Below are 26,296 nucleotides of genomic sequence, written 5' to 3' on the forward strand. Positions count from 1 at the left end.
TCAAGCCGGCCTGTAGGCCGCTGTGCTCTTGCTTTTGATCTTGATCTGGCTCTGACTGCCCCAATAAGCCCGAGGCCGAACGCAGGTAGTACGGAGCGGGTAAACCGGCAGGACGCCGGTTTAGCCGCGACGGGGCAGGGACGCCCCGTCGCGGCGGCCCGCGGAGTAGTACCGGAGTGAGCAACCGTGTCGAAATTCAAGCCATTTCAGCGAAATGCTTTTGATCGCGCACCATCGCATTCAGGATCGTCAGCAACTTTCTCATGCATGCCACCAGCGCTACTTTCTTCGTCTTCCCTGCAGCAAGCAGGTGGTTGTAAAACCTCTCGATCACCGGGTTATGGCTCTTCGAGGACAAGACAGCCATGTAAAGGACACTTCGCACCTCAGCTCGACCACCCCATATCCGTCTACGTCCTTTGTAGAGACCGCTATCACAGTTAAAAGGGGCCACACCAACCAATGCAGCCACTTGTTTGCGATTAACCTTGCCCAGCTCCGGAACCATTGCCAGCAGCGAAAGTGCGAGCACATTGCCAACGCCCGATACCTCGCGCAGCAAATCATAATTGGCCTTCCAGGCCGGCGAAGCTTTGATCGCTTCGTGCAAGTCATCGTCTGTGCTTTTAAGGCGCTTTTGAAGCCAGACGATATGTGCCTTGATGTCCCGTCGAAGTGCCTTGAATACCGCCTGTTTCAGTCGAGACTCTTCCGCCACGATCATATCGATGAGCTGGCGGCGTCGAGTCAGTAGATCCGCCAGTTCACGAGCGTGTTCATCTGGCATCTCCCGAATCTCGGGTTTGACCGCCTGGGCAAACTCCGCAATCACCTGGGCATCCAGAGCGTCGGTTTTCGCCAGCCTACCGGTCGCCTTGGCGAAATCACGAACCTGACGGGGATTGACAACAACAACGGGTAATCCAGCAGCACAAAGCTCGGCAGCGGCAAGCCGCTCATATCCGCCAGTTGCTTCCAGCACCACCAAAACCGGCTCCTGAGCCTTGAGATGTTTAGCTAAACGCTGGATATCTTCTTGAGTATTGAAAAACTGTTCGACTTGGCCAGTAGTGCTGACGAATGAGTCGAGCTTGTTTTTGGAAACATCAATTCCGACGAACGCAGAGTCATGGTCCATAGCGTTTTCCTCACGTCCAACCTTGCAGAATCGGGCTTTGCGCCCAGGCAACCGTTCGGACTAGTTTAGGAAGGAACCTGCTCCGACCCATGCTCACTCACGATCTCGAAATCAGAGGGCACTACGGTCTGAAGCAGGTGAAAACAATCTTACAAGGGAACGCCGAGCCTAGGCGAGGCGCCGACAGGCGGGGCAGAGCGTTTTGGTTACTTTGCCGCTTTTGCAAAGTGACTCGCTGTAAGAGCGAAACCCTAAGCAGCCATTACCGCAGCAACGGATATGTACTCAACCCCAATAAAAACAAAACAAAAAAAAGGCGACCGAAGTCGCCCAAAATGCCTTGCGTGCTCATGTATCCCGAAAAGACCTAAGGCTTCTTACGCTTGTTAGCGTCTTTCCAGATAAAAATTCCAAATCCAACAAAGAACATCACCATGAGGCCAACCGTCAGCACTCCGGCAAATACCACATTATCGAAAAACATGACCGGCCTCCTGCACTTGCCCTGTTGCGATAGGGCTAAGTTAACCAAGAAGACGAAAGAAGAAATTGACGAGGATCAATGTCGCCCGCGACGGGGCGTAAAGAAGGGAAATAACTGACCTGCATCAAGTGATGCAGGCTATATCAACGCTTTTTAGGTTTGTTTTTCGGCTTCTTCTTACCTTTGCCCAACGGCATCGCTTGCTCAAACGCCTGGCGCACTTCATTCAGTCGTTTGTCATTCAGGTCATGCACCCGTTTGGCCCGCTCGGCATTCAGGTCAATCAGCTTGTCATCGTCACTCATGGCTTGGCTTACGTAATGGCTTGGATGCCTCAATAATGCGTCCTGCGCCGATCCCGCGTAAACAAAATCGATGTCATCCCGCGCATTTGCCCGCAAAATCCCCCCATCCCAACCCTCACACAGAGCGTTCGACGTGGCACTGCACAAGGACCTTCCCCACTTCTGGCCCTGCGCGCCTTTGAGGCCGTGGCCCGGCATTTGAGTTTTATCAAGGCCGCCGCCGAGCTGTCGGTGACCCAGAGCGCCCTCAGCCATCAAGTGCAAAAGCTCGAACAACACCTGGGCAAGCCACTCTTTATCCGACGCACCCGCGCCATTGATCTGACCGAAGACGGTCAACACTACTACGACCAGATCCGCCCCGCCCTCGACGCCATCGCCGCCGCGACCCGCCAGCAACAAACACCGCCCGCCAGCACCGTGCTGCGAATCGGCCTGCTCGCCTCGTTCGCGACTTTGTGGCTGGCACCGCGCCTGGCCGGGTTTCTCAGCCGCTACCCGCACATCCAGGTGGAGCTGGTGCCGGCGATTCAACTGGCAGACGTCGCCGCCGCCGAAGTCGACCTGGCGATTCGCTACGGCAAGGGCGACTGGGACGATGTGCAGGCCACTCGCCTGATGAGTGAAACCCTGTCACCGGTGTGCAGCCCGGCATTCAAGGCTGGCCAACTGGCCCACGGCCCGCTGTTGATGGCCACCTCGCACCGTCCTTTCGAGTGGACCGACTGGTCCCGGCATTACCAAGTGGATGTGGAGCACTACCCCAAGGCGCTGCTGCACGACTACAACATCGTGGTCGAAGCCGCCGTCGCCGGCCAGGGCATCGCCATGGGCCGCCACCGCTTGATCGAGCGCAGGCTGAAGGACGGCACATTGGTGGAGGCCTTCGACTGGCCGCCCTACCACAGCGAGATCGGCTACTGGCTGATCGCCCCGCAAGGCGATACCCGCGAAGCGTCCGCCTGCTTCAGTGAATGGCTGCGGGAAATCTGCGCCGATGCATGAGTTATTTCGATACGTCGAGTGAGATCTATCCGTTTGTCGGCCAACACCACGCCGCCCATGCTGAAGACTCTTCCCATGAGGATTCACCATGAGCCAGTCCCTCTCGCAACGCGTACAAGCCCTCGGCCTGAGCCTGCCGACACCTAGCCAGCCCATCGCCAACTACGTCAATTACGTCATCAGCCAGAACCAACTGTTCATCTCCGGCCAAATCCCGCTGCTGGACGGCAAGCCTGTGTACATTGGCCGGCTCGGCGAATCCATCAGCGAAGACGAAGGCGCCAAGGCCGCCGAACTCGCCGCGCTGGGGCTGCTGGCGCAATTGAGCGATGCCCTGGGCGATGACCTGTCGCGGCTGGTGCGCATCATCCGGCTGGGCGTGTTTATCGCCAGCAGCGGCGATTTCCAGCGCCAGGGCGCGGTGGCCAATGGTGCCTCGAACCTGCTGGTCAACGCCCTCGGCGACAAAGGCCGCCACGCTCGCACGGCCGTGGGCGTCGCCAGTTTGCCGGGCGGCGTGGCCGTGGAGATCGACGCGATTTTCGAGCTGCAGCCGTGAATGCGCTGTCCCTGGCGCAAGTCCGGGCGCTGCGGGACGAAACGCCGGGCTGCCAGTCCGGCATCGTCCACTTCAATCACGCCGGTGCGTCCCTGCCCAGCCAGGGAACGCTCGACGCGATCATTGACCAGCTACAACGTGAGGCCCGCGACGGCCCGATGGAAGCGGGTGAACACGGTGCGCTGCTGGCGGAAAAAGCCCGTCGCGCCGCCGCGCAATTGCTCAACGCGCCGGTGTCATCGATTGCCTTTGCCAGCAGTGGCTCCACCGCCTGGAGCATGGCGTTCCAGGCGCTGGGCCCGTGGCAACCGGGCGACCGTATTCTGGTAGGCCGCCACGAATGGGGCGGCAACCTGGCGAGCATGCAGACGGCGGTGCAAGCCGGTGCGCGAGTGGAGGTGATCCCTTGCGATGAAACCGGCGCCGTGTCCGTGGCCGGCCTGGAAGCCATGCTCGACGCCCGGGTGCGGTTGATCGACCTGACCTGGCTGCCCGCCAACAGCGGCTTGATCAACCCTGCCGAAGCCATTGGCCAGTTGGCCAAGCGCCACGGCATCGCCTACTTCATCGACGCCGGCCAAGCCCTCGGCCAGGTGCCGGTGGATGTGCAAGCGCTGGGGTGCGATGTGCTCAAGGGCGCCGGGCGCAAACATCTGCGAGGCCCGCGCGGGACGGCCCTGCTCTATGTACGGCCGGATTTTCTGGAGCGCTTGAACCCGGCCCAGCGCGACGTGTTCTCTGCGCCCTGGAGCCCTGCGGGTTTCGACTTGCGCAACGACGCGCGGCGCTTTGAAACCAGCGAAGTGTCATTCGCGCTGCTGGCAGGCCTGGGCAATGCGTTGCTGGAGGTCAATCGATTGGAGGTTGAGCGAATCCGCCAGACGGTCCAGCTTCTAAGCGCCACACTCCGCGAAGCTCTGCGACAGGTCGACGGGATCACCTTGCATGATCTGGGAACGGCGGGAAACCAGTCCGGCTTGATCGCCTTCAACCTGGCCGGCTGGGACGCCTTCGAGCTCAAGCGTCGCCTGGGGCTCAAGCGGATCAACATCGGTGCCAACGGCGTGCCCTATACCCCGCTGGACATGCAGGCCCGCGAGCTGGACAGCGTGGCGCGAATCTCCGTGAGCTACCTCAATACGGCGCAAGACATCGAGCAACTGATCGCCGCCCTGCGGGAACTGCGGGATTAAACCTCGACGTCCACCCACAAGCCTTGCCGGGGCGCATCTTCGATCAGCGGCACCACCGGCACGGTGTTGTCGGCGTTGAGTTCGTCACCGGGCACAGCCAGGTGCTCCTGCGGATCTTCATCGGCTTCGCGGCGGCGCTTTTGCTGTTCCTGCTGGCGACGTTGTTCTTCGCGCAGCAACAGCGCCGCTTCCTCGGGGTCGCGTTTTTGCAGGTCGATGGTGCTTTCGTTGGAGCCTGGCTGAACCGGCACCACGGGCGGGATATCCGGCTTCTGGCGCACCGGATCGAGCTGTGACGTGACCGGCACAACACTCAAGGGCAGCATGGGTGGGATCATAATTATCAGTCTCCTGTCAGCAGGCTGTCGGCTGGCGCGGCATCCACTTGAGGCTGCGTGTGCCAAGTTGTGACTCAGTCGTCAGTCGCAAGTGCCTTGCCACCCGTCGATTGCAGCCCGAACCACCCGTAAAGCTTGGTAGTTTTTGTCAGAGTCCTTTGGCTGGGGCCCTTGTTCCGTTAAGATAGTCGGCTTTTTCACGGCGGGAGTCAGGCAGCATGGCGCAGCAGTATCAACCGGGGCAACGCTGGATTAGTGACAGCGAAGCAGAGCTGGGGTTAGGCACCGTTCTGGCACAGGACGGCCGCTTGTTGACCGTGCTCTATCCGGCCACTGGCGACACCCGCCAGTATGCGCTACGGAATGCGCCCCTCACTCGCGTGAGGTTCTCGCCGGGTGACACCATCACCCATTTCGAAGGCTGGAAAATGACCGTGCAAGAGGTCGACGACGTCGACGGACTGCTGGTCTACCACGGCCTCAATGGGCAGAACGAACAGGTCACCCTGCCGGAAACCCAACTCTCGAACTTCATTCAGTTCCGTCTGGCCAGCGACCGTCTGTTCGCCGGCCAGATCGACCCGCTGGCCTGGTTCTCCCTGCGTTATCACACGCTTGAGCACACCAGCCGCCAGTTGCAGTCCTCGCTCTGGGGCCTGGGCGGCGTGCGTGCGCAACCTATCGCGCACCAACTGCACATCGCCCGTGAAGTCGCCGACCGTATCGCGCCACGGGTTCTGCTGGCAGACGAAGTGGGCCTGGGCAAGACCATCGAAGCCGGCCTGGTGATCCATCGCCAGTTGCTGTCGGGGCGCGCCAGCCGTGTGCTGATCCTGGTTCCGGAAAACCTCCAGCACCAATGGCTGGTGGAAATGCGCCGCCGCTTCAACCTGCAAGTCGCGCTGTTCGACGAAGAACGCTTTATCGAAAGCGATGCGGCCAACCCGTTCGAAGACACCCAGCTCGCGCTGGTGGCCCTGGAATGGCTGGTGGACGACGAAAAAGCCCAGGACGCGCTGTTCGCTGCCGGCTGGGATTTGCTGGTAGTCGACGAAGCTCACCACCTGGTCTGGCACGAAGAGAAAGCCAGCCCCGAGTACTCGCTGGTCGAACAATTGGCCGAAGTGATTCCCGGCGTCCTGCTGCTCACCGCAACCCCTGAGCAACTGGGCCAGGACAGCCACTTCGCGCGCCTGCGCCTGCTGGACCCGAACCGTTTCCACGACCTGCACGCCTTCCGCGCCGAGAGCGAAAACTATCGCCCGGTGGCCGAAGCCGTTCAGGAGCTGCTGGACAAGGGCCGCCTGTCGCCCGCCGCCCACAAGACCATCCAGGGTTTCCTCGGCAACGAAGGCGAAGCCCTGCTGACCGCCGTCAACGATGGCGACGCCGAAGCCAGCGCCCGCCTGGTGCGCGAACTGCTGGACCGCCACGGCACCGGCCGCGTGCTGTTCCGCAACACCCGCGCCGCGGTGCAAGGCTTCCCGGAGCGCAAGCTGCACGCCTACCCGCTGCCGTGCCCGGACGAATACCTCGAACTGCCCCTGGGCGAACACGCCGAGCTGTACCCGGAAGTCAGCTTCCAGTCGCAGCCGGACGTGGATGAAGAACAACGCTGGTGGCGTTTCGACCCGCGCGTCGAGTGGCTGATCGACCAGTTGAAGATGCTCAAGCGCACCAAAGTGCTGGTGATCTGTGCCCACGCCGAAACCGCCATGGACCTGGAAGACGCCCTGCGCGTGCGCTCCGGCATCCCGGCCACGGTGTTCCACGAAGGCATGAACATCCTAGAGCGCGACCGTGCTGCTGCGTACTTTGCTGACGAAGAGTTTGGCGCCCAGGTGCTGATCTGCTCGGAAATCGGCAGTGAAGGCCGCAACTTCCAGTTCTCCCACCACCTGGTGCTGTTCGACCTGCCGTCCCACCCGGACCTGCTGGAACAGCGGATCGGGCGTCTGGACCGGATCGGCCAGAAGCATGTGATCGAACTGCACGTGCCGTACCTCGAAACCAGCCCGCAAGAGCGGCTGTTCCAGTGGTACCACGAAGCGCTGAACGCGTTCCTCAACACCTGCCCGACCGGCAACGCCTTGCAGCATCAGTTCGGCCCACGCCTGCTGCCGCTGCTGGAAAACGCCGACGACGGCGAGTGGCAAGCGCTGATCGACGAAGCCCGCACCGAACGCGAGCGCCTCGAAGCCGAGCTGCACACCGGCCGCGACCGCCTGCTGGAGCTCAACTCCGGCGGCGCGGGCGAAGGTGATGCGCTGGTGGAAGACATCCTTGAGCAAGACGACCAGTTCACCCTGCCGATCTACATGGAAACCCTGTTCGACGCCTTCGGCATCGACAGCGAAGACCATTCGGAAAACGCGCTGATCCTCAAGCCCAGCGAAAAAATGCTCGACGCCAGCTTCCCCCTTGGCGACGACGAAGGTGTGACCATCACCTACGATCGCAACCAGGCGCTGTCGCGCGAAGACATGCAGTTCATCACCTGGGAACACCCGATGGTGCAGGGCGGCATGGACCTGGTGCTGTCCGGTTCCATGGGCAACACCGCCGTGGCATTGATCAAGAACAAGGCGCTGAAGCCCGGCACCGTGTTGCTGGAGCTGCTCTACGTCAGCGAAGTGGTTGCCCCGCGCTCGCTGCAACTGGGCCGCTACCTGCCACCGGCCGCGTTGCGTTGCCTGCTGGATGCCAACGGCAATGACTTGTCGGGCCGCGTCTCGTTCCTGACCTTGAACGACCAGCTCGAAAGCGTGCCACGGGCCAGCGCCAACAAGTTTGTGCAGGCCCAGCGCGACCAGCTGACGCCACGGATCAACGCCGGCGAAGAGAAGATCGCCCCGCGTCATGCCGAGCGTGTGGCCGAGGCGAAGCGCCGTCTGGCGGCGGATACCGATGAAGAACTGGCGCGCCTGACCGCGTTGCAAGCGGTCAACCCGAGCGTACGTGACAGCGAACTGGTTGCCCTGCGCCAACAGCGCGAGCAAGGCCTGGCCATGCTCGACAAGGCGGCGCTGCGACTGGAAGCGATTCGGGTGTTGGTCGCGGGCTAACCTCGCCGCTCTACCCTGCCAAACAAAAAGGCCCGCGCAATGCGGGCCTTTTTATGGGTATCGGTAACCGCTGTGGCGAGGGGGCTTGTCCCCCGTTGGAGTGCGCAGCGCTCCCGCTCTTTGGGGCCGCTACGCAGCCCAACGGGGGACAAGCCCCCTCACCACAGGGGTTATGTATTCAGGCAGTCACCGCCCTGGCCGGCACCTCCACCGCCCCCAACCCATCCTTCATCCGCTTGGCATCACGCACAAAACTGCGGGACGCCTGGAACAGAAACAGCATGGTCAGGAACAGCGCCACCGGAATCAGGTACATGGCATCGTGCAACCCAATGGCTTTATAAGCCTCGGTCATCTGCTCCGCACCCGCCGCATACATCGCCGAATGAGCAAAATGATCCGACAACCCACCCACCACAATCGGCCCCATGCCACCGCCCAGCAAATACAAGCCGGCGAAGAATAACGCCATCGCCGTCGCCCGCAGGCGCGGCTCAACCACGTCCTGGATCGCCGTGTACACACAGGTGTAGAAGTTGTAGGCAAACAGCCAGCCCACACTGAACAACGCCACAAACACACCAATCTCGATCCGCCCCGCGTGCAACGCCCAAGCCGTGGTGACGGTGGAGATGATCAGGCTGCACGCCGCAAACAGCAGCCGGCCATTAGCGATACGTTGATGGATCTTGTCGGCAATCCAGCCGCCCAGGGTCAGGCCTACCAGGCCGGTAATACCGACGATAACACCGGTCGCCACGGCCGCATCCTGCAACGGCAGCAGGAAATAGCGCTGCAGCATCGGCACCAGGAACGAGTTGCACGCGTAGGTGGCGAAGTTGAAGCACAAGCCGGCCAGCACCAGCCAGAGGAACGTCGGCACCGCCAGCACCCGGCGAATTGGCCGGTCGACTTTCTCCTGGGAGACTTGCACGGTTTCCGCCGCGCCGCGCTTGGGTTCCTTGATGTAGAACATGAAGACCGCGAGGATCAGCCCCGGCACCGCGGCAATAAAGAACGGTGCGCGCCAGCTGTCGAATGCCTTGACCATCGCACCAATGGTGAAGAACGCCAGCAACAGGCCCAACGGCAGGCCCAGCATGAAGATCCCCATGGCCCGGGCCCGGCGATGGGCCGGAAACAGGTCGCCGATCAGCGAGTTGGCCGCCGGCGCATAACTGGCCTCGCCGATCCCGATGCCCATGCGCACCAGCAAAAACGTCCAGAAGCTGCCCACCAGACCATTGACGGCCGTCAGGCCGCTCCACGCCGCCAGCCCCCAGCCCATGAGTTTGCTGCGTGAGCCGGTGTCGGCCATGCGCCCGAGGGGCAGGCCGGCAATCGCATAAACGATGGTAAACGCGGTGCCGATGATGCCGAGCTGGAAGTCGCTGAGGTGCCATTCCATGCGGATCGGTTCGATGATGATCGCGGGAATGGTGCGGTCGAAAAAGTTGAACAGGTTGGCCAGGAACAGCAGGAACAGAATGCGCCAGGCATTCGCCGCTTGGGTCGAGTTCTGCATGGGTCCGTCTCTTTTATTGTTATGTGAGCCGCGATGCCAGACGCATCCTGAGCCCGGAACCTGCAATCTAGTCAGCCCCGTGGGGATTGTCTGTAATGATTCGTAAGTCTGATGTCACTCCATCGGGCGACCCTGGCTGTCATCCCTATTCATTTAGTTCTAGTTGTTTATAAATTCATCGCCAAATGATTAGAAGCAATCTGCCATCAGCCCTTGCAACCCGCTCAGGCTCTCTATACTCAGAGCATTGTCAGGCAAAGACTTATGACGGGACATGCTATGGAATGGCTTGGTTTGCATTTTTTTACCGACCTTCCGGACAGCGGGCACTTATTACTCAATTGCAGTCATAACCCCTTTCTGGTGCTACTGGCTTACGTGGTGGCGTGTGCAGCGGGCTTTGGCACCCTGGACATGGCCGAGCGTGTCGGCCATGTCGATAACCTCAAGGCTCAACGGCACTGGCGCTGGGTAGGCGCGGGCTGCCTGGCAGGCGGAATCTGGGCCACCCACTTCATCAGCATGCTGGCCTTCCAGGCGCCTATCGCAATCCACTACGAATTGATCATGACGTTCGCCTCGCTGCTGATCGCCCTGATCGCGTCGCTGTTCGCCATGCAAACCCTCAGTCACCCAAAGCTGCGTGCTTACCAATATGTGCTGGCGTCGGTGTGGATGGGCCTGGGTATTGCGCTGATGCACTACGTCGGCATGTCGGCCATGCGCTCCGAAGCGAGCGTGTACTTTCAGACGGGGCTGTTCCTGGCCTCGGTGGTGATTGCCATCGGCGCCAGCCTGGCGGCATTGCTGCTGTCGCTGTACCTGCGCAACGGCACCGGCATGTTCCATCAATTACTCAAGTACGCGGCCAGCCTGGTGCTCGGTGCCGGCATTATCAGCATGCACTTCACCGGCATGGCGGCCCTGCAACTGCTGGTGCCCGAGGATGTCGTGCCCTCGGCGCTGCCCGTGGACAACAACCCGATCCAACTGGGCCTGCTGGTGGCGGTCATCGCCCTGCTGGTGATCGGCAGCAGCATCAGCGCAGCCCTGGCCGACAAGAAACTGCAGCACAAGGAAACCGACCTGCGCCGGGTCAATGCCCTGCTCACCGAGCTGGACCAGGCCCGGGCTTCCCTGCAACAGGTGGCGCATTACGACGCCTTGACCAGCCTGCTCAACCGCCGTGGTTTCAACCAGATCTTCGCCGAGAAACTCGCGGAAAAAACCGCCACCGACGGCATGCTGGCGGTGATCTTCCTGGATATCGACCACTTCAAGCGCATCAACGACAGCCTCGGCCATGACGCCGGTGACGAACTGCTGACTGTGTTGGCCGGCCATATCAAAAGCTCGGTGCGCAGCCATGACGACGTGGTCGCGCGGTTTGGCGGTGACGAGTTCTGCATCCTGATCAGCATCCATCATCGCGATGAGGCGCGGCACATGGCCCAGCGCATCATGCAGAAAATGAAAGACCCCATCGAACTGGCGGGCCGGCGCATGGTGATGACCACCAGCATCGGCATCAGCCTCTTCCCCGAAGACGGCAAAACCAGCGAAGAATTGCTGAAAACCGCCGACCTGGCGCTGTATCAGTCCAAGGATGCCGGGCGCAACAGCCTGAACTTCTTCAGCTCCAACCTGAAAACCCGGGCCTTCCTGGAACTGCAACTGGAAGAAGAACTGCGCGCCGCCCTGCGCGGCAAGAACGAGCTGGTGCTGTTCTACCAACCGATCCTGGACCTGAAAAAAGGCAAGATCACGCGCCTTGAGGCCCTGGTGCGCTGGCAACACCCGCAACACGGCCTGCTGACCCCGGACCGATTCATCGGCATTGCCGAAAATAACGGGCTGATTGCCGAACTGGATCACTGGGTACTGCGCCAGGCCTGTCACGACCTGAGTTTGCTGTCGGAGCAGGGTCATACTGAATTGATCATGGCGGTCAATTGCTCGGCCCTGAACCTGACCCGCGACGAGCTGGCGGATGAAATCGAAAACGCCCTGCGTTTCGGCGGCATCGCTGCCAATCGCCTGGAACTGGAAGTGACCGAGAACGCCCTGATGGGCAATATCAGCAGCACCCTGGCGCTGCTGCGGCAAATCCGAGCGCTGGGTGTCTCGCTGTCGATTGACGACTTCGGCACCGGCTATTCGTCCCTCGCCTACCTCAAGCGCCTGCCGCTGAACACCTTGAAAATCGACCGCTCCTTTATCCAGGACATCCCCAAGTCCAACGCCGACATAGAGATTGTCCAGGCCATTATCGGCATGGCCCACACCCTGCACCTGCAGGTGGTGACCGAAGGCGTGGAAACCCTGCAACAGCTGGAAGTGGTGCAAAAACACGGCTGTGATTTCGTCCAGGGTTACTTGCTCAGTGCTGCAGTGCCGATGAGTGATATCAGCGCGGTGATCAACGGCCTTGATTCGCACAACATGTTCAGCCTGCTGGGCATTACCGGCGGTGAACCCGCGCCGAAAGACCCGCCCTCGGGCCGTGCGAGCCCACCCGCCATCGTTCGGCCAATTCGCTGACGCCGAAAATTTGGCAAATCGCCATCATTTCATTAAAGAACCCCGACGAACGGCCGATTCATCAGAGTCCGGCCAGGATTTCCCCTTAAAACCCTAGGGTTAAACCCTATCGCCCAGGACCAGGACGCACTGTAAAGTCGCGATCTCTCATTCCGTGATGGCTATTTGGCACCTCTTCAGCCATCCGTCCAGGCACATGGCGCACAATGACTTCTAAAAATAACTCTGCCACCGCGGTATCCGACGTGTTGCTGACAACTCCTGCGGAAAAACCCTCAGGTTCAAAGTCATTGAGCACCGCCCGCCCGTTGGCCACCCAGCAGTACCTGTACTTCACCGAGACCAACACCGACCGCATCCTCGACAACCTCGACGGCCTGCGCGACATGGTGTTCCCGCGTGCACCGCACCTGGAAGTCGACGGTGAACTGCGCAACGAGCAGGAATTCCCCTCGGTGTGCCTGATCGGCCTGGGCCGCTGCGGTTCGAACATTGCCCTGGACGTGGCGGAGCTGGTCTACAACGCCCGCAAGTTCTACCTCAACGAATTCAGCAACGAAGATAAATCCACTGACAAGGGCTACCGCCCGGCCCAGTGGATTCGCAACAACTTGCGCCTGGGTTCGAACAAGGGCACCAAGCCGGTATTCCTGGTCGAGCCGCTGGTGATGCTGGGCGACCTGGACAAGGACATTGCCGGGCGCATCCGCTTCTCGCGCAAGGGTGAGAAAAGCGGTTTCCTGCGGGACTACAGCAAAATGAAAATCATGGACCTCTCGGAAGTCCATGCCGGTGGCGCCGGTAACGCGCCAATCCTCGGCCAGTACCTGGCCAAGATCATCCTCAACAAAGACACCCAACGCTTTTCCAGCCCCGACTGGAAGATGATCCATTCGTACCTGATCGACTCCTGCGGCATCAAGGCCAACCAGTCGCGCCTGTACTTCTCGATCTTCAGCGCCGGCGGCGGTACCGGTTCGGGCATGGCCTCGGAATTCGGCCTGGCCCAGCAGCACTCGTACATGAACAAGACGTTCGACACCAAGCCCGCCGACGAGCACGACAGCAAGAGCGGCCACGCCTTCGTGTTCGAGCCGATCTTCACCAGCGGCATTTGCGTGCTGCCGAACATCTCCGATCACCGCAGCGAAATGTCCGAAGCCTTGCACATCAACGCCGGGCGCCTGTTGTGCAAATACCTGTCGGAAGAATGGGACTTCTCGTACAACTTCGACAATGAAGACAGCAGCGAAGCCAGCGTGAAAGGCCGCATCCGGCCGTGGAACGCGATGATGCTGATCTCCAACGACATCATGCGTTACGCCGAGGAAAGCGATGACGGCAACATCCAGAACATTGATGTCAATGCCATGGAAAAGCACGCCAACCAGTACATCTCGCAGCAGATCTTCAACATCCTGACGGCCCAGGCGGTGACGACCGACTACGACCAGAACTATTTCCGCCGGGCCGGGATCGACATCGGCGAGACCATCCGCCTGGATGCCAACGACCTGTTCATGAGCCTGGCCGGCCCGGTGGCGATTGCCTACGCCGAATCGGTGGTGCCGGAAACCCCGGCGCCTTCAAGCGACAAGTTCAAGGTGTTCGAAAAAGAGCCGCAGCGGCTGAACATCGACGACCTGTTTTTCCGTTCCATTGACCTGCCGCACTTCAACAAAGTGACCCAGGCGATCGAAGGCATCAGCCTGCTGCCGATAGAGTCCAAACGCTACAAGGCGTCCCTGGAGCAGTATAAGAATTCCGGGTATGACGCGGCGGCGCTGCATGACCTGCACTTCTTCAAGAACTGCTCGTCGGTGGTGTCGATTGTGTCGTTGCCCAAGGACTACAAGCTGTCCTACATGGACCTGAACCGGCTCAAGACGCACCTCAACAGCCTGTTTCCCAACACGACCCTCAAGCGTTATGCGCTGGTGATCGGGGCGTCGGCCAACTTGTCCCTGACCACGTTGATCGCCAAGAGCCCGTGTTTGTCGGATGACTTTTTGACGTTGATCGTGGCGTTTATCAAGCGCTGCTTTGCACGCAATCCGTATCGGTTTGATGACACGCTGGATAATTCGATTCTGGATTTCATCATCCATGAGGACTTTGATGAAGACCGGATTGATGAGCTGCTCAATGAGTTTGAGAACCCGGCGAAGATTCTGGATACCAACTGGTATGCGATCAAACCGATGTATGAGAAGAAATACCGTGAGTTGATCAACGACAAGGACAAGTTTGTGTCGATCAACGATATCCGGCTGTCGAGGGATTGCGTGAAGAAGGCGATCAAGTACCTGCGTGAGATTTATCGTCACCGGATTGGGAAGACCAAGGTTATTTCGCTGAATAACCATACCGGGAAGACTGCGTAGGCTGGTTGTTGCTGGGGTGGGGTGGGGTGTATATCCGTTATTTGGGTGATGGCTGATATGGGTTCCGCTCTTACAGCGGGTCACTTTTGAAAGGAGCCCAAAAGTAACCAAAAGGCTCTTGCCCCACCACTCGGCACCTCGCCCAGGCTCGGTGTGCCCTCACTCCGGCATTACTACGCGGGCCGCCGCGACGGGGCGTCCCTGCCCCGTCGCGGCTAAACCGGCGTCCTGCCGGTTTACCCGCTCCGTACTACCTGCGTTCGGCCAGCGTGGTTTAACGGGGCGCCTAAGATCAAGATCAAAAGCAGATCAAGAACACAGCGGCCTACAGGCCGGCTTGAGTGGTGTGAAGCAAAGGCAAAATCAAAAGCCAGAGCGGGCACAGTCAAATGTGGGAGCTGGCTTGCCTGCGATGCAGACAACTCGGTACATCAGACACACCGAGGTGATGCCATCGCAGGCAAGCCAGCTCCCACAGAAAAGCAGAGCTGCATCCGTTTCAGATCTGGTTTTCGCTTTGGCTTTCGCTTTTGATCTGGCTTCTACCACTCAAGCCGGCCTGTAGGCCGCTGTGCTCTTGCTTTTGATCTTGATCTTGATCTTGCTCTGACTGCCCCATTCAGCCCGAGGCCGAACGCAGGTGGTGCGGAGCGGGTAAACCGGCAGGACGCCGGTTTAGCCGCGCTGGGCCAAGGATGGCCCATCGCGGCGGCCCGCGGAGCATCGCCGGAGTGAGGGAACACCGAGCCTAGGCGAGGTGCCGACAGGCGGGGCAGAGCCCTTTGGTTACTTTGGGGCTTTTCCAAAGTGACTCGCTGTAAGAGCGAAACCATAAGTAGCCGTTACCTGAATAACGGATATGTACACACACGAAGAAACAATTCCCACCGCATTCCGGCGCAAACAAAACTGTTCCCATGACGCGCACGTAACCCCCGCCTGTGACCTTTCTCTACGGCAACGTGCCATCACCGCAAATGCGGTTACCCCGCTACACACTTAAACTCAGAAAAATCACGCACCAATTTCGCGCAGACATTTCTTACGCCGCCCTTTCCTGGATCAGAATCCACGGCGAAACCACCACCGCCCACAAGCTCGGATCCCGCTCAACCAGGTCCAACGCCCGCGTCGCAGACACCTCGCCCAGACTCCCCGCAGCCAGCCAGGCAGCGACTTTCTCACGGTTGTCCTCAGCCATGCCCTCGGCGGCCTCGATCAAATCCAGCCCGGCGTCGACCCACAATAGGGCACCCTTGGCAAAGAACGGCTCAAGCTCCTTCCAGGAAATTTCGGCGGTTTCACCAAGCAGCTTGGCATAGAGGGTGCTAGGTTCTTGCGTCATGGGAGTTCACCTGAAGAAAAATCGGCGCAATCATAACGTCGAGCGGCAGGCAGAAAAACCCAGTTGCAAATGAGGCACCGAACGAAAGTGTCAGGAAAGCCAAGGATTGCCCGAAACTCTGGCATCACCCCGCCGCAATTCTGTCTTTTTCTTTCATTTAAGCGACATACCCGGGTTTTGCCCCCAGCAGCCAGCTTTTCAAGCGATCAACCGGCGCTCTACACTGTACCGGTACAGTTGCCAGGCCGCTGCCGGGGGATATCCGAGATATCTGATCCGGTTCTGCAGCTCACAAGGCCGCTAGAACTATAAAAAATACAACAGTAAGAGTGGAGCACTATGAATAAGGCTACTAAGCAGATTTCCAAACTGTTTGCCGCTATGGTCCTGGCCGGGGTTGCCAGCCATTCGTTCGCAGCTGACACCATCAAGATCGGTATTGCCGGCCCTAAAACCGGCCCTGTGACCCAGTACGGCGACATGCAGTTCATGGGCGCCAAGCAGGCCATCGCCGACATCAACGCCAAGGGCGGCGTCGATGGCAAAATGCTTGAAGCCAAAGAATACGACGACGCTTGCGATCCAAAACAAGCCGTGGCCGTAGCCAACAAAGTGGTCAACGACGGCGTCAAGTTCGTGGTCGGTCACCTCTGCTCCAGCTCCACTCAGCCAGCCTCCGACATCTACGAAGACGAAGGCGTGATCATGATCACCCCGGCGGCTACCAGCCCGGAAATCACTTCCCGTGGCTACAAGCTGGTCTTCCGTACCATCGGCCTGGACAGCGCCCAGGGCCCAGCCGCCGGCAACTACATCGCCGACCACGTGAAGCCGAAAGTCGTTGCCGTTATCCACGACAAACAGCAATACGGTGAAGGCATCGCCACCGCCGTTAAACAGACCCTCGAGAAGAAAGGCGTGAAAGTTGCCCTCTTCGAAGGCATCAACGCTGGCGACAAGGACTTCGGTTCGCTGATCCAGAAGCTCAAGCAAGCCAACGTCGACTTCGTCTACTACGGCGGCTACCACCCAGAGCTGGGCCTGATCCTGCGCCAGGCCAAGGAAAAAGGCGTGAACGCCAAGTTCATGGGCCCTGAAGGTGTCGGCAACGACTCCATCTCGCAAATCGCCCAGGGCGCTTCCGAAGGCCTGCTGGTTACCCTGCCGAAGTCGTTCGACACCGATCCTGCCAACAAGGCCATCGTTGAAGAGTTCGCCAAGAACAAGCAGGACCCAACCGGTCCGTTCGTGTTCCCGGCCTACTCGGCCGTTGAAGTGATCGCCGGCGGTATCGCTGCCGCGAAGAGCGAAGACACCGCCAAGGTGGCTGCTGCCATCCACGCCGGTACCTTCAAGACCCCAACCGGCGACCTGAGCTTCGACGCCAAGGGCGACCTGAAGGACTTCAAGTTCGTGGTCTACGAATGGCACTTCGGCAAACCAAAAACCGAAGTTTCCCCTCAGTAAGCCAGGCGTTACTGGTCAACAAGCCCACTGTGCAAGCAGTGGGCTTTGTTTTACGAGGTTTATGGGCCTGACACCCGCGATCCGGGAGCTGGCTCACCTGAAAATCTTAAAACCGTCACCAGCGGTTCGCTGGCAAACGCTTCGTGCAACCTGATCACAGAACAGGGCACCAGGCCGGAAATTGACTCCACCAGTGAAATGCGTATCGGGTTTTTAGGAGCGCTGTAATGCCTGAGATCTATCATTTTTTCCAAACGCTGGTTAACGGGATGACCGTTGGCAGCACCTATGCCTTGATAGCCATTGGCTACACAATGGTTTACGGCATCATTGGAATGATTAACTTCGCCCATGGCGAGGTGTACATGATTGGTTCCTACGTGGCCTTCATCGCCCTTGCCGGGCTGGCCATGCTGGGTATCCATTCCCTGCCGCTGTTGATGACCGCTGCGTTCCTGGCGTCCATCGTCGTAACCAGTGCCTATGGCTACAGTATCGAACGCGTTGCGTACCGCCCCTTGCGTGGCAGCAACCGCTTGATCCCGCTGATCTCCGCGATCGGCATGTCGATTTTCCTGCAGAACACTGTATTGCTGTCCCAGGATTCCAAGGACAAATCCATTCCCAACCTGATCCCGGGGAGCATCTCCTTCGGCCCAGGCGGCGCACAAGAAGTGCTGATTTCCTACATGCAGATCCTGGTCTTCGTCGTCACCCTGGTGGCGATGCTCGGCCTGACCCTGTTCATCTCCCGCTCCCGTCTGGGGCGCGCCTGCCGGGCCTGCGCCGAAGACATCAAGATGGCCAACCTGTTGGGCATCAACACCAACAACATCATCGCCCTGACCTTCGTCATCGGTGCCGCACTGGCCGCCATCGCTGCCGTGTTGCTGAGCATGCAGTATGGCGTGATCAACCCCAACGCCGGCTTCCTGGTGGGCCTCAAGGCCTTCACCGCAGCGGTATTGGGCGGCATCGGCAGCATTCCGGGCGCGATGCTCGGCGGGCTGGTGCTGGGGGTGGCTGAAGCCTTTGGCGCCGATGTGTTCGGCGACCAGTACAAGGACGTGGTGGCATTCGGTCTATTGGTTCTGGTGCTGTTGTTCCGGCCGACCGGCATTCTGGGCCGTCCGGAGGTTGAGAAAGTATGAGCAGATATCTTAAATCGGCGTTTTTCAGCGCCTTGCTGGTCTGGGCCGTGGCCTTTCCGGTACTCGGGCTCAAGCTGAGCATTGTCGGAATCAACCTTGAAGTGCATGGCACCGGCCCGGTGACATTGACCATCATTGCCCTGTGCTCGGTGCTGATGTTCCTGCGCGTGCTGTTCACCCAGCAGGTCGGTGCGCTCCTCAAGTCCAACCGTGGCCCGCTGGTTTCGCCCAAGGTCAGCCAGTTCCTGACCCTGCCGCGCACCCAGCGCTACATCATCATCGGCCTGATCGTGGCCGCGTTGATCTGGCCGTTCTTCGGGTCCCGTGGCGCGGTGGATATCGCAACGCTGATCCTGATCTACGTGTTGCTGGGCCTGGGCCTGAACATCGTGGTGGGCCTGGCGGGCCTGCTCGACCTGGGTTATGTGGGCTTCTACGCGGTGGGTGCCTACACCTATGCGTTGCTGTCGCACTACCTGGGCTGGAGCTTCTGGATATGCCTGCCACTGGCGGGTATGGCGGCGGCCACCTTCGGCTTCCTGCTGGGCTTCCCGGTGTTGCGCCTGCGGGGCGACTACCTGGCGATCGTGACCCTGGGCTTCGGTGAAATCATCCGTCTGTTCCTGCGTAACCTGACGGACATCACCGGCGGCCCCAACGGCATCAGCAACATTCCCAAGCCGACATTCTTCGGGCTGTCGTTCGACCGTTCCGCCGCAGAAGGCATGCAAACCTTCCACGAGTACTTCGGGCTGGATTACAACCCGATCAGCAAGGTGGTGTTCCTGTACCTGGTGGCGCTGTTGCTGGCATTGGCCGCACTGTTCGTGATCAACCGCCTGCTGCGCATGCCGATCGGCCGTGCGTGGGAAGCGTTGCGCGAAGATGAGATCGCCTGCCGTGCACTGGGCCTGAACCCGACCATCATCAAGCTCTCGGCCTTCACCCTCGGCGCCGCATTCGCCGGTTTTGCCGGCAGCTTCTTTGCCGCGCGCCAGGGGCTGGTGACACCGGAGTCGTTCACCTTCATCGAGTCGGCGATCATCCTCGCCATCGTGGTACTGGGTGGCATGGGCTCGCAGCTGGGCGTGATCCTCGCGGCGATCGTGATGATCCTGCTGCCGGAAATGATGCGTGAGTTCAGCGAATACCGCATGTTGATGTTCGGCGCCATGATGGTGCTGATGATGATCTGGCGTCCTCAAGGCCTGCTGCCCATGCAACGTCCACACATGGAGCTGCGCAAATGAGCCGCGAGATCCTGAAAGTCGAAAACTTGAGCATGCGCTTCGGCGGTTTGCTGGCGGTCAACGGCGTGGCCCTGACCGTAAAAGAGAAACAGGTTGTCGCGCTGATCGGTCCCAACGGTGCCGGCAAGACCACGGTGTTCAACTGCCTGACCGGCTTCTACAAGCCAAGCGGTGGCAGCATCCTGCTGGACGGCCAGCCGATCCAGGGCCTGGCCGGCCACGAGATTGCCCGCAAGGGCGTGGTGCGGACCTTCCAGAACGTGCGGTTGTTCAAGGACATGACGGCGGTCGAGAACCTCTTGATCGCCCAGCATCGCCACCTGAACACCAACTTCTTTGCCGGCCTGTTCAAGACCCCGTCGTTCCGCAAGAGCGAGCGCGAGGCCATGGAGTACGCCGAATACTGGCTGGACAAGGTCAACCTCACCGAGTTTGCCAACCGCCCTGCCGGCACCCTGGCCTACGGTCAGCAACGTCGTCTGGAAATCGCCCGCTGCATGATGACCCGCCCGCGGATCCTCATGCTCGACGAGCCGGCCGCCGGCCTGAACCCACGGGAAACCGAAGACCTCAAGGCGCTGATCAGTGTGCTGCGTGAAGAAAACAACGCCACGGTGCTGCTGATCGAACACGACATGAAACTGGTCATGAGCATTTCCGACCATATCGTCGTGATCAACCAGGGCACACCACTGGCTGACGGTACGCCGGAGCAGATCCGTGACAACCCGGCCGTGATCAAAGCCTATTTGGGGGAAGCGTAAAATGCTGCAATTCGAAAACGTTTCCACTTTCTACGGCAAGATCCAGGCGCTGCACAGCGTCAACGTCGAAGTGCGCCAGGGCGAAATCGTCACCCTGATCGGCGCCAACGGTGCCGGCAAGTCCACGCTGCTGATGACCCTGTGCGGTTCGCCCCAGGCTCACAGCGGCAGCATCCGCTACATGGGTGAGGAACTGGTGGGGCAGGCCTCCTCCGAGATCATGCGCAAGAGCATTGCCGTGGTTCCGGAAGGCCGTCGGGTATTTGCCCGCCTGACCGTGGAGGAGAACCTCGCCATGGGCGGGTTCTTTACCGACAAGGGCGATTACCAGGAGCAAATGGACAAGGTGTTGCACCTGTTCCCTCGGCTCAAGGAACGCTTCAGCCAGCGCGGCGGCACCATGTCCGGCGGCGAACAGCAAATGCTCGCCATCGGACGCGCGCTGATGAGCAAGCCCAAGCTGCTGCTGCTGGACGAACCGTCCCTGGGCCTGGCGCCGATCATCATCCAGCAGATCTTCGACATCATCGAACAGCTGCGCAAGGACGGTGTAACAGTGTTCCTGGTGGAGCAGAACGCCAACCAGGCACTGAAGATCGCCGACCGCGCCTATGTGCTGGAAAACGGCCGGGTGGTGATGCAGGGCAGCGGCGAACAACTGCTGACCGATCCGAAAGTGCGTGAGGCTTATTTAGGCGGTTAACGCCGGCCTCTGTGGGAGCTGGCTTGCCTGCGATAGCATCGCTTCGGTGGTTCTGAAACACCGAGGCGTCAGCATCGCAGGCAAGCCAGCTCCCACACTTTTTTTGCGAAACCTGAAATTAATTTCGCCGTGTTTGTAACGAATCCCTTCCCCCTGTCTCTAGTGGTGTAAGCAGGCAACTACGCTTGCCAACTCAACCCACTGCTGGAGATACACCATGACTACCAAAACCCGTTCGCTGTCCGCCGCCACCCTCGTCCTGGCCCTGGGTTCGGCCCTGAGCCTGTCCGCCCTGACCACCACCGCCCACGCTGCCGATGACATGCAGAAGTGCTTCGGCGTAGCTGAAGCCGGCAAGAACGATTGCGCTGCAGGCGCTGGCACCACTTGCGCCGGCACCTCGAAAGTCAAGGATCAAGCCAACGCCTGGAAACTGGTCCCGGCCGGCACCTGCCTGAAAACCCCAAGCGCCACCTCGCCAACCGGTTTCGGCCAGGAAGCGGCCTTCACCGCCAAGTCCTGAAACCCTGCGCAGCCTGAGTACTGACGATGACGCTCCCCTGCACCCACTCCATCCCCCAGGCTCAGGCGCCCGGCCTCCCACGTCGGGCCGGGCTGGGGCTCAAGAACGAGCACTTCAGTGAAGTGCTCGAGACTTCCCCCGACATCGGTTTTTTTGAAGTCCACGCCGAAAACTACATGGTGGCCGGCGGGCCTTTTCATCACTACCTGGGATTGATCCGCGAACAGTACCCGCTGTCACTGCACGGCGTGGGCCTGTCCATCGGCGGCGAAGGTCCGCTGAACAGCGAGCACCTTGCGCGCCTCGCGACGCTGATCGAACGCTATCAACCCCACTCTTTTTCCGAACACCTGGCCTGGTCCAGCCACGGCCCGGTGTTTCTCAATGATTTGCTGCCGCTGGCGTATGACGATGAAACCCTGAAGCGGGTGTGCGAACACATCGACCAGGTGCAAACCCGCCTGCAGCGCCCCATGCTGCTGGAGAACCCTTCGACGTACCTGCAGTTCCAGTGCTCCACGCTGGAGGAGACCGACTTCATCAGCGAGGTGATCCGCCGCACCGGCTGCGGGCTGTTGCTGGATGTGAACAATGTGTATGTGTCGTGCATCAACCATCAGCAAGACCCGCTGAAGTACATCGATGCCCTGCCGTTGCACGCCGTGGGCGAGATTCATCTGGCAGGGTTTGCCGAAGACACCGACAGCCTGGGTGATCGTCTGCTGATTGATGATCATGGTGCCCCGATCGACAACGCGGTATGGCAGCTCTACCAGCAGGTGCTCACACGCACCGGGCCGGTCGCCACGCTGATCGAACGTGACAACCAGGTGCCGGCGTTCAGCGTGCTGCACGCCGAAGCGCACCAGGCCGAACGGTTTCTGCTGGAGGTGCGCACATGAGCCGCCAGGAGGAATTTGCCAGCGCCCTGTTGTCGCCAGACGAAACGTGCCCGCAAGGTGTGTTCAGCCGCAACGGCGCTGACCCGGCCAGCCGTTTTGCGGTGTATCGCAACAACGTTCACAGCTCGCTGATCAATGCCCTGACCGCTGGCTACCCGGTCACCCTGCAGTTGGTGGGTGATGCGTTTTTTCGGGCGATGGCCGGTGTGTATGTCCAGGCGTTCCCACCGGCAAGTCCGCTGATCAATGAGTACGGCGCCGACCTGCCCGACTTTATCCAGGGTTTCGCCCCCGCTGCCAGCGTGCCGTACCTGGCTGACGTGGCGCGCCTGGAACGGCTGCGGGTCAGGGCGTATCACGCGGCAGACGCCACACCCCTGGATCAACAGGCGCTCATCGCCACCCTGCAACAACAGTCGGACCTGGGCGAACTGCGCCTGCAACTGCATCCGTCACTGACCACCCTGAACTCGGCCTACGCCGTGGTGGCTCTATGGGCCGCGCACCAGACGGACGAATCCCTTGCCACGCTCGACCCCTTCCACGCCCAAAGCGCGCTGGTACTGCGCAATGGCTTGCAGGTGCAGGTATTTCACATCGACAGCGGCTCGGCAGCGTTTATCAACAGCCTGAACAACGGCTGGCCGCTGGAGATGGCCGTGGCTTACGCCCTCGATGCGGCCGACGAATTTGATCTGCACCAATGCCTGGCCCTGCTGATCGGCCACGGCGCCATCACCCACTTGCACACAGAACAAAAGGTATCGCCATGAACACCATCGCCCCCGGCCCGATCCAAAAGATCATTCAACTCTTCGAGAGAATCCCCTACAGCCTGATCGCCTTCGTCGCACGCTTCTCCATTGCGGCGGTGTTCTGGAAGTCCGGCCAAACCAAGGTTGAGGGCTTCGCCGTGGACCTCATCGGCGGCACCTTTCAACTGGGCTGGCCGCACCTGGCGCCGTCCACGCTGCCGCTGTTTCGCAGCGAATACCACGTGCCGCTGCTGTCGCCCGAAGTGGCGGCGCACATGGCCGCGTTCGCCGAGCACTTTTTCCCGGTGCTGATCCTGGTAGGGTTTGCCACTCGCTTCTCGGCGCTGGCGTTGCTGGGCATGACGTTGACCATCCAGCTGTTCGTCTACCCGGAAGCCTACCCGACCCACGGCACCTGGATCGCCCTGCTGTTGCTGTTGATGGCCAAGGGGCCGGGCAGTTTCTCCCTTGATCACCTGATCGCCCGGCGCTACCGCTAAAGGCGGTCCAGGGCTTCGCCGCTGCGCTTGAACCAGCCCACCAGATAATCCGCCAGCACCTGGGTGCGCCGCGGCAGGCCACCTTGATAGGGATGGACCAGGTACATCGGCATGCTGCGGGTCTGATAATCCCGCAGGAGCCAGCGCAAGCGACCGTCAGCCAATTCCGCGTGTAGCACGTAGGACGGCAAACGTGCGACGCCCGCCCCTACCAGCGCAGCCTTCTTCAACAAGTTGTAATGATTGGAGGCAAACGTCCCGGAGACGCGAACCCGCAGCAGTTCATGTTGCTGGTGATACAGCCACTCTTCACGACCGCTGTAGTGGCTGTTCAGCAGGCAGTTGTGGCCCACCAGTTCTGCCGGTGCCAACGGCTCGCCATACTGTTCCAGATATGCCGGGCTGGCGCAGGTCATCTCGTGCCAGGCGAGCAACGGCTTGGCGACCAGACGCTCGTCGTTGGCGACCTCCGAACGCACCGCCAGGTCGAAGCCATCCCGCGCCAGGTCCCGGTAATGGTTGTTGAGTTCCAACTCGATCTGCACCTGTGGGTACTCCCGGGAAAACTCCAGCAACAGACCGTCGAAGAAGGTTTCGCCCAGGGACACCGGAACCGTCATACGCACCGGGCCGACGAGATCATCCTTGAGCCGGGCCAATGCCTGACGTGCCCGCTCCACCTGGACCACCAACGCCTGGGCTTGCGGCAACAGCGCCGCACCCGCCGCCGTCAGGCTCAGGCGGCGCGTGGTCCGATGCAGCAACACCACCGAAAACTGCGCCTCCAACTGGCTGATGCGCTTGGACAGTTGACCCTTGCTGCAGCCCAACTGCTGGGCCGCCAAGGTAAAGCTGCCGGCTTCGATCAACACGGCAAATGCCGCGAGGTCATCCATTTCGCTCATGGATTGTTTCCAATTGAAAACCAAAGGTTGCCTATTAGTGCACTTATCCGCGCAAAAAATCACTCTAGACTGAAATCTCACCTACACATCTGGAGGAAGGCACGATGAAAATCCTGTTGATTGGCGCAAGCGGCACCGTGGGCTCGGCGGTCAAGGCAGAACTGTCCCAACGTCATGAAGTGATCAGCATCGGTCGCAAGAGCGGCGACTTTCAGGTCGACATCAGCGACAGCGCCTCGATCCGCAAACTGTTTGAACAAACCGGCAAGTTCGACGCATTGATCTGCGCCGCCGGCAGCGTCAACTTCGTGCCCTTGGGCGAAATGAGCGCGACCGACTTCGACCTGGGCCTGCAAGACAAGCTGATGGGTCAGGTCAACCTGCTGCTGATCGGTCGCGAGTTCGCCAATGACGGCGCGTCGTTCACCTTCACCAGCGGCATCCTCAACCGTGATCCGATTCGCACCGGTGCTTCGGCAGCCCTGGTCAACGGCGCGCTGGATGCATTCGTAAAAGCCGCAGCCATCGAACTGCCGCGCGGCCTGCGCATCAACTCGGTCAGCCCTACCGTCCTGCTGGAAGCCATGGGCAGCTACGCACCGTACTTCCGCGGCTACAAACCGGCTCCTGGAGCTGAGGTGGCGTTGGCCTACGCGAAAAGCGTGGAAGGCTTGCAAACGGGGCAGACGTTTATTGTTGGTTGATTCAACCTGTGTCCCGGGCTTGTGATGCACCGTCAGCCTGCGTAACGTGGCGGCACTTATCAGGAGACCCGATAATGCGTGCCGCCCGTACCCTAGCTTTGTTTGCCCTGTTGCCCCTGTTCGCCGCCTGCCAGATGTTCGACAACGAGCCGGCCAAGCCCTCTCTCGCCGGGCTGACCCGCATGCAGGGTGAGCTGACGGCCCAGGGTGACAAACTGCTGTTCCAGCCCTGCAACGACAAACGCAACTACGTGGTCAACGACACCGGCGGCACCAGCATCCTGCAGGAAGCCGCCTCCCTGGCCGGCCAGCAGGGCGCGTTGTTTGCCGATGTGCGTGGCAAGTTCTCCGGCGTTGCCAGCGGCACCCAGGGCAGCGTGGACCTGCAACAGGTGTATCGCGTCGAACGCTCGACTTCGGCCTGCGATGACCCGGACTTCAAGCGCATGATCCTGCGGGCCAACGGCCACAAGCCGGCCTGGGCGATGAACGTCACTGCCAAGGGCATGGTGCTGGAACGCGAAGGCCAGCCGCCATTGGCCGTGCCTTATGTGGAAGAGCAATCGGGCGACGGACGGTTCAACCTGATGACCGAAGCCAATAACCAGCACATCGAACTGTGGGTGGCCCCGCAACGTTGTGTCGACAGCGCCAGCGGCAGCCTGCAACACATGTCTGCCGAGTTGCGGGTGAACGGCCAGGTGCAGCGCGGCTGCGCGTCATTCGGCGGTTCCCGGGACGACTGATTGACCCCTGCGCTGTTTTAACATGACGGGAAAGTGCAGTTGGG

The 26,296-nt window shown here is 60.3% G+C and carries 23 protein-coding genes and 1 pseudogene; 17 read left to right on the plus strand and 7 right to left on the minus strand.

All coding sequences use genetic code 11. The features are described 5' to 3' along the window. Positions 1 to 196: 196 nt before the first annotated feature. The 3 genes from JFV30_RS00765 to JFV30_RS00770 all read right to left on the minus strand — a co-directional run bounded on the left by JFV30_RS00765 (position 197) and on the right by JFV30_RS00770 (position 1,927). Complete coding sequence (locus tag JFV30_RS00765) at positions 197 to 1,138, minus strand: IS110 family transposase (RefSeq protein ID WP_201121537.1); 942 nt, start codon at positions 1,136 to 1,138, stop codon at positions 197 to 199. A 367-nt stretch (positions 1,139 to 1,505) separates the two neighbouring features. Next, entirely contained in the window at positions 1,506 to 1,622 is a 117-nt protein-coding gene (gene ccoM, locus JFV30_RS33475; protein ID WP_010176679.1) for a cytochrome c oxidase subunit CcoM, read from the minus strand. Between the two features lie 143 nt (positions 1,623 to 1,765). Then, entirely contained in the window at positions 1,766 to 1,927 is a 162-nt protein-coding gene (locus JFV30_RS00770) for a hypothetical protein (protein WP_177091307.1), read from the minus strand. Between the two features lie 133 nt (positions 1,928 to 2,060). Between JFV30_RS00770 and JFV30_RS00775 the strand changes: the two are divergent. From JFV30_RS00775 to JFV30_RS00785, 3 genes and pseudogenes are all read left to right on the plus strand, one after another. Next, a pseudogene (locus JFV30_RS00775) lies at positions 2,061 to 2,932 on the plus strand (LysR substrate-binding domain-containing protein). An 88-nt stretch (positions 2,933 to 3,020) separates the two neighbouring features. Next, complete coding sequence (locus JFV30_RS00780) at positions 3,021 to 3,491, plus strand: RidA family protein (RefSeq protein WP_010176682.1); 471 nt, start codon at positions 3,021 to 3,023, stop codon at positions 3,489 to 3,491. Next, a complete protein-coding gene (locus JFV30_RS00785) occupies positions 3,488 to 4,684 on the plus strand; it encodes an aminotransferase class V-fold PLP-dependent enzyme (protein WP_446739845.1) in 1,197 nt (398 codons plus the stop codon). Before JFV30_RS00780 ends, JFV30_RS00785 begins: the two co-directional genes overlap by 4 nt. On the opposite strand, the gene JFV30_RS00790 is transcribed toward JFV30_RS00785, so the two are convergent. Further along, entirely contained in the window at positions 4,681 to 5,022 is a 342-nt protein-coding gene (locus JFV30_RS00790; RefSeq protein WP_010176684.1) for a hypothetical protein, read from the minus strand. The two genes, JFV30_RS00785 and JFV30_RS00790, sit on opposite strands and share 4 nt — an antisense overlap. Positions 5,023 to 5,240: 218 nt before the next feature. Here JFV30_RS00790 and rapA point away from each other — a divergent pair, with 218 nt between their 5' ends. Further along, a complete protein-coding gene (gene rapA / locus JFV30_RS00795; RefSeq protein ID WP_201121538.1) occupies positions 5,241 to 8,087 on the plus strand; it encodes an RNA polymerase-associated protein RapA in 2,847 nt (948 codons plus the stop codon). 178 nt (positions 8,088 to 8,265) lie between these two features. Here the strand turns inward: rapA and JFV30_RS00800 are convergent, their stop codons facing one another. Then, the gene (locus JFV30_RS00800) at positions 8,266 to 9,612 is read right to left on the minus strand and encodes a spinster family MFS transporter (RefSeq protein WP_010176686.1); all 1,347 of its coding nucleotides are present in this window, start codon (positions 9,610 to 9,612) and stop codon (positions 8,266 to 8,268) included. Positions 9,613 to 9,891: 279 nt separating this feature from the next. Between JFV30_RS00800 and JFV30_RS00805 the strand changes: the two genes are divergently transcribed. Further along, complete coding sequence (locus JFV30_RS00805) at positions 9,892 to 12,153, plus strand: putative bifunctional diguanylate cyclase/phosphodiesterase (RefSeq protein WP_010176687.1); 2,262 nt, start codon at positions 9,892 to 9,894, stop codon at positions 12,151 to 12,153. Between the two features lie 206 nt (positions 12,154 to 12,359). After that, entirely contained in the window at positions 12,360 to 14,537 is a 2,178-nt protein-coding gene (locus tag JFV30_RS00810; protein ID WP_029616157.1) for a hypothetical protein, read from the plus strand. Between the two features lie 1,042 nt (positions 14,538 to 15,579). Here the strand turns inward: JFV30_RS00810 and JFV30_RS00815 are convergent. Beyond that, a complete protein-coding gene (locus JFV30_RS00815) occupies positions 15,580 to 15,882 on the minus strand; it encodes a DUF2288 domain-containing protein (protein ID WP_017479356.1) in 303 nt (100 codons plus the stop codon). Positions 15,883 to 16,221: 339 nt separating this feature from the next. On the opposite strand from JFV30_RS00815, the gene JFV30_RS00820 reads away from it, so the two are divergent. From JFV30_RS00820 to JFV30_RS00860, 9 genes are all read left to right on the plus strand, one after another. Further along, positions 16,222 to 17,349 (plus strand): branched-chain amino acid ABC transporter substrate-binding protein, encoded by a 1,128-nt coding sequence (locus tag JFV30_RS00820; protein WP_010176689.1) that lies wholly within the window; start codon positions 16,222 to 16,224, stop codon positions 17,347 to 17,349. 227 nt (positions 17,350 to 17,576) lie between these two features. Next, a complete protein-coding gene (gene livH, locus JFV30_RS00825; protein ID WP_003211659.1) occupies positions 17,577 to 18,500 on the plus strand; it encodes a high-affinity branched-chain amino acid ABC transporter permease LivH in 924 nt (307 codons plus the stop codon). Then, complete coding sequence (locus tag JFV30_RS00830) at positions 18,497 to 19,750, plus strand: high-affinity branched-chain amino acid ABC transporter permease LivM (protein ID WP_010176690.1); 1,254 nt, start codon at positions 18,497 to 18,499, stop codon at positions 19,748 to 19,750. Before livH ends, JFV30_RS00830 begins: the two co-directional genes overlap by 4 nt. Continuing rightward, positions 19,747 to 20,514 carry a high-affinity branched-chain amino acid ABC transporter ATP-binding protein LivG gene (gene livG, locus JFV30_RS00835; RefSeq protein ID WP_201121539.1) on the plus strand — a complete coding sequence of 256 codons (768 nt, stop codon included), beginning with the start codon at positions 19,747 to 19,749 and terminating at the stop codon, positions 20,512 to 20,514. The genes JFV30_RS00830 and livG overlap by 4 nt, the downstream gene beginning before the upstream one ends. Before the next feature lies 1 nt (position 20,515). Then, complete coding sequence (locus tag JFV30_RS00840; protein ID WP_003211664.1) at positions 20,516 to 21,217, plus strand: ABC transporter ATP-binding protein; 702 nt, start codon at positions 20,516 to 20,518, stop codon at positions 21,215 to 21,217. Positions 21,218 to 21,434: 217 nt separating this feature from the next. Next, positions 21,435 to 21,740: a BufA1 family periplasmic bufferin-type metallophore gene (locus JFV30_RS00845; protein WP_010176692.1), complete on the plus strand. Its 306-nt coding sequence runs from the start codon at positions 21,435 to 21,437 to the stop codon at positions 21,738 to 21,740. A gap of 26 nt (positions 21,741 to 21,766) precedes the next feature. After that, positions 21,767 to 22,642, plus strand: a complete 876-nt coding sequence (gene bufB, locus JFV30_RS00850) for an MNIO family bufferin maturase (protein ID WP_201121540.1) — start codon at positions 21,767 to 21,769, stop codon at positions 22,640 to 22,642. Further along, on the plus strand, positions 22,639 to 23,415 hold the full coding sequence (locus tag JFV30_RS00855) for an HvfC/BufC N-terminal domain-containing protein (protein WP_201121541.1): 777 nt from the start codon (positions 22,639 to 22,641) through the stop codon (positions 23,413 to 23,415). Before bufB ends, JFV30_RS00855 begins: the two co-directional genes overlap by 4 nt. Further along, positions 23,412 to 23,897: a DoxX family protein gene (locus JFV30_RS00860; RefSeq protein ID WP_201121542.1), complete on the plus strand. Its 486-nt coding sequence runs from the start codon at positions 23,412 to 23,414 to the stop codon at positions 23,895 to 23,897. The genes JFV30_RS00855 and JFV30_RS00860 overlap by 4 nt, the downstream gene beginning before the upstream one ends. Here the strand turns inward: JFV30_RS00860 and JFV30_RS00865 are convergent. Next, positions 23,894 to 24,802 (minus strand): LysR family transcriptional regulator, encoded by a 909-nt coding sequence (locus JFV30_RS00865; RefSeq protein WP_201121543.1) that lies wholly within the window; start codon positions 24,800 to 24,802, stop codon positions 23,894 to 23,896. The genes JFV30_RS00860 and JFV30_RS00865 overlap by 4 nt on opposite strands. A gap of 104 nt (positions 24,803 to 24,906) precedes the next feature. On the opposite strand from JFV30_RS00865, the gene JFV30_RS00870 reads away from it, so the two are divergent. Continuing rightward, a complete protein-coding gene (locus JFV30_RS00870) occupies positions 24,907 to 25,506 on the plus strand; it encodes a short chain dehydrogenase (protein WP_010176697.1) in 600 nt (199 codons plus the stop codon). 74 nt (positions 25,507 to 25,580) lie between these two features. Next, positions 25,581 to 26,252 (plus strand): COG3650 family protein, encoded by a 672-nt coding sequence (locus JFV30_RS00875; RefSeq protein ID WP_201121544.1) that lies wholly within the window; start codon positions 25,581 to 25,583, stop codon positions 26,250 to 26,252. The last annotated feature ends 44 nt before the right edge of the window (positions 26,253 to 26,296 follow it).

Origin of the sequence: Pseudomonas sp. TH32, from assembly GCF_016650855.1 — a bacterium.
Lineage (GTDB): Bacteria > Pseudomonadota > Gammaproteobacteria > Pseudomonadales > Pseudomonadaceae > Aquipseudomonas.

What these genes read in the sequence shown, in the direction of transcription:
- JFV30_RS00765 (WP_201121537.1), bottom strand. Translation starts at nt 1,138, where the DNA reads ATGGACCATGACTCTGCGTTCGTCGGAATTGATGTTTCCAAAAACAAG.
- ccoM (WP_010176679.1), bottom strand. Translation starts at nt 1,622, where the DNA reads ATGTTTTTCGATAATGTGGTATTTGCCGGAGTGCTGACGGTTGGCCTC.
- JFV30_RS00770 (WP_177091307.1), bottom strand. Translation starts at nt 1,927, where the DNA reads ATGAGTGACGATGACAAGCTGATTGACCTGAATGCCGAGCGGGCCAAA.
- JFV30_RS00780 (WP_010176682.1), top strand. Translation starts at nt 3,021, where the DNA reads ATGAGCCAGTCCCTCTCGCAACGCGTACAAGCCCTCGGCCTGAGCCTG.
- JFV30_RS00790 (WP_010176684.1), bottom strand. Translation starts at nt 5,022, where the DNA reads ATGATCCCACCCATGCTGCCCTTGAGTGTTGTGCCGGTCACGTCACAG.
- rapA (WP_201121538.1), top strand. Translation starts at nt 5,241, where the DNA reads ATGGCGCAGCAGTATCAACCGGGGCAACGCTGGATTAGTGACAGCGAA.
- JFV30_RS00800 (WP_010176686.1), bottom strand. Translation starts at nt 9,612, where the DNA reads ATGCAGAACTCGACCCAAGCGGCGAATGCCTGGCGCATTCTGTTCCTG.
- JFV30_RS00805 (WP_010176687.1), top strand. Translation starts at nt 9,892, where the DNA reads ATGGAATGGCTTGGTTTGCATTTTTTTACCGACCTTCCGGACAGCGGG.
- JFV30_RS00810 (WP_029616157.1), top strand. Translation starts at nt 12,360, where the DNA reads ATGACTTCTAAAAATAACTCTGCCACCGCGGTATCCGACGTGTTGCTG.
- JFV30_RS00815 (WP_017479356.1), bottom strand. Translation starts at nt 15,882, where the DNA reads ATGACGCAAGAACCTAGCACCCTCTATGCCAAGCTGCTTGGTGAAACC.
- JFV30_RS00820 (WP_010176689.1), top strand. Translation starts at nt 16,222, where the DNA reads ATGAATAAGGCTACTAAGCAGATTTCCAAACTGTTTGCCGCTATGGTC.
- livH (WP_003211659.1), top strand. Translation starts at nt 17,577, where the DNA reads ATGCCTGAGATCTATCATTTTTTCCAAACGCTGGTTAACGGGATGACC.
- JFV30_RS00830 (WP_010176690.1), top strand. Translation starts at nt 18,497, where the DNA reads ATGAGCAGATATCTTAAATCGGCGTTTTTCAGCGCCTTGCTGGTCTGG.
- livG (WP_201121539.1), top strand. Translation starts at nt 19,747, where the DNA reads ATGAGCCGCGAGATCCTGAAAGTCGAAAACTTGAGCATGCGCTTCGGC.
- JFV30_RS00840 (WP_003211664.1), top strand. Translation starts at nt 20,516, where the DNA reads ATGCTGCAATTCGAAAACGTTTCCACTTTCTACGGCAAGATCCAGGCG.
- JFV30_RS00845 (WP_010176692.1), top strand. Translation starts at nt 21,435, where the DNA reads ATGACTACCAAAACCCGTTCGCTGTCCGCCGCCACCCTCGTCCTGGCC.
- bufB (WP_201121540.1), top strand. Translation starts at nt 21,767, where the DNA reads ATGACGCTCCCCTGCACCCACTCCATCCCCCAGGCTCAGGCGCCCGGC.
- JFV30_RS00855 (WP_201121541.1), top strand. Translation starts at nt 22,639, where the DNA reads ATGAGCCGCCAGGAGGAATTTGCCAGCGCCCTGTTGTCGCCAGACGAA.
- JFV30_RS00860 (WP_201121542.1), top strand. Translation starts at nt 23,412, where the DNA reads ATGAACACCATCGCCCCCGGCCCGATCCAAAAGATCATTCAACTCTTC.
- JFV30_RS00865 (WP_201121543.1), bottom strand. Translation starts at nt 24,802, where the DNA reads ATGAGCGAAATGGATGACCTCGCGGCATTTGCCGTGTTGATCGAAGCC.
- JFV30_RS00870 (WP_010176697.1), top strand. Translation starts at nt 24,907, where the DNA reads ATGAAAATCCTGTTGATTGGCGCAAGCGGCACCGTGGGCTCGGCGGTC.
- JFV30_RS00875 (WP_201121544.1), top strand. Translation starts at nt 25,581, where the DNA reads ATGCGTGCCGCCCGTACCCTAGCTTTGTTTGCCCTGTTGCCCCTGTTC.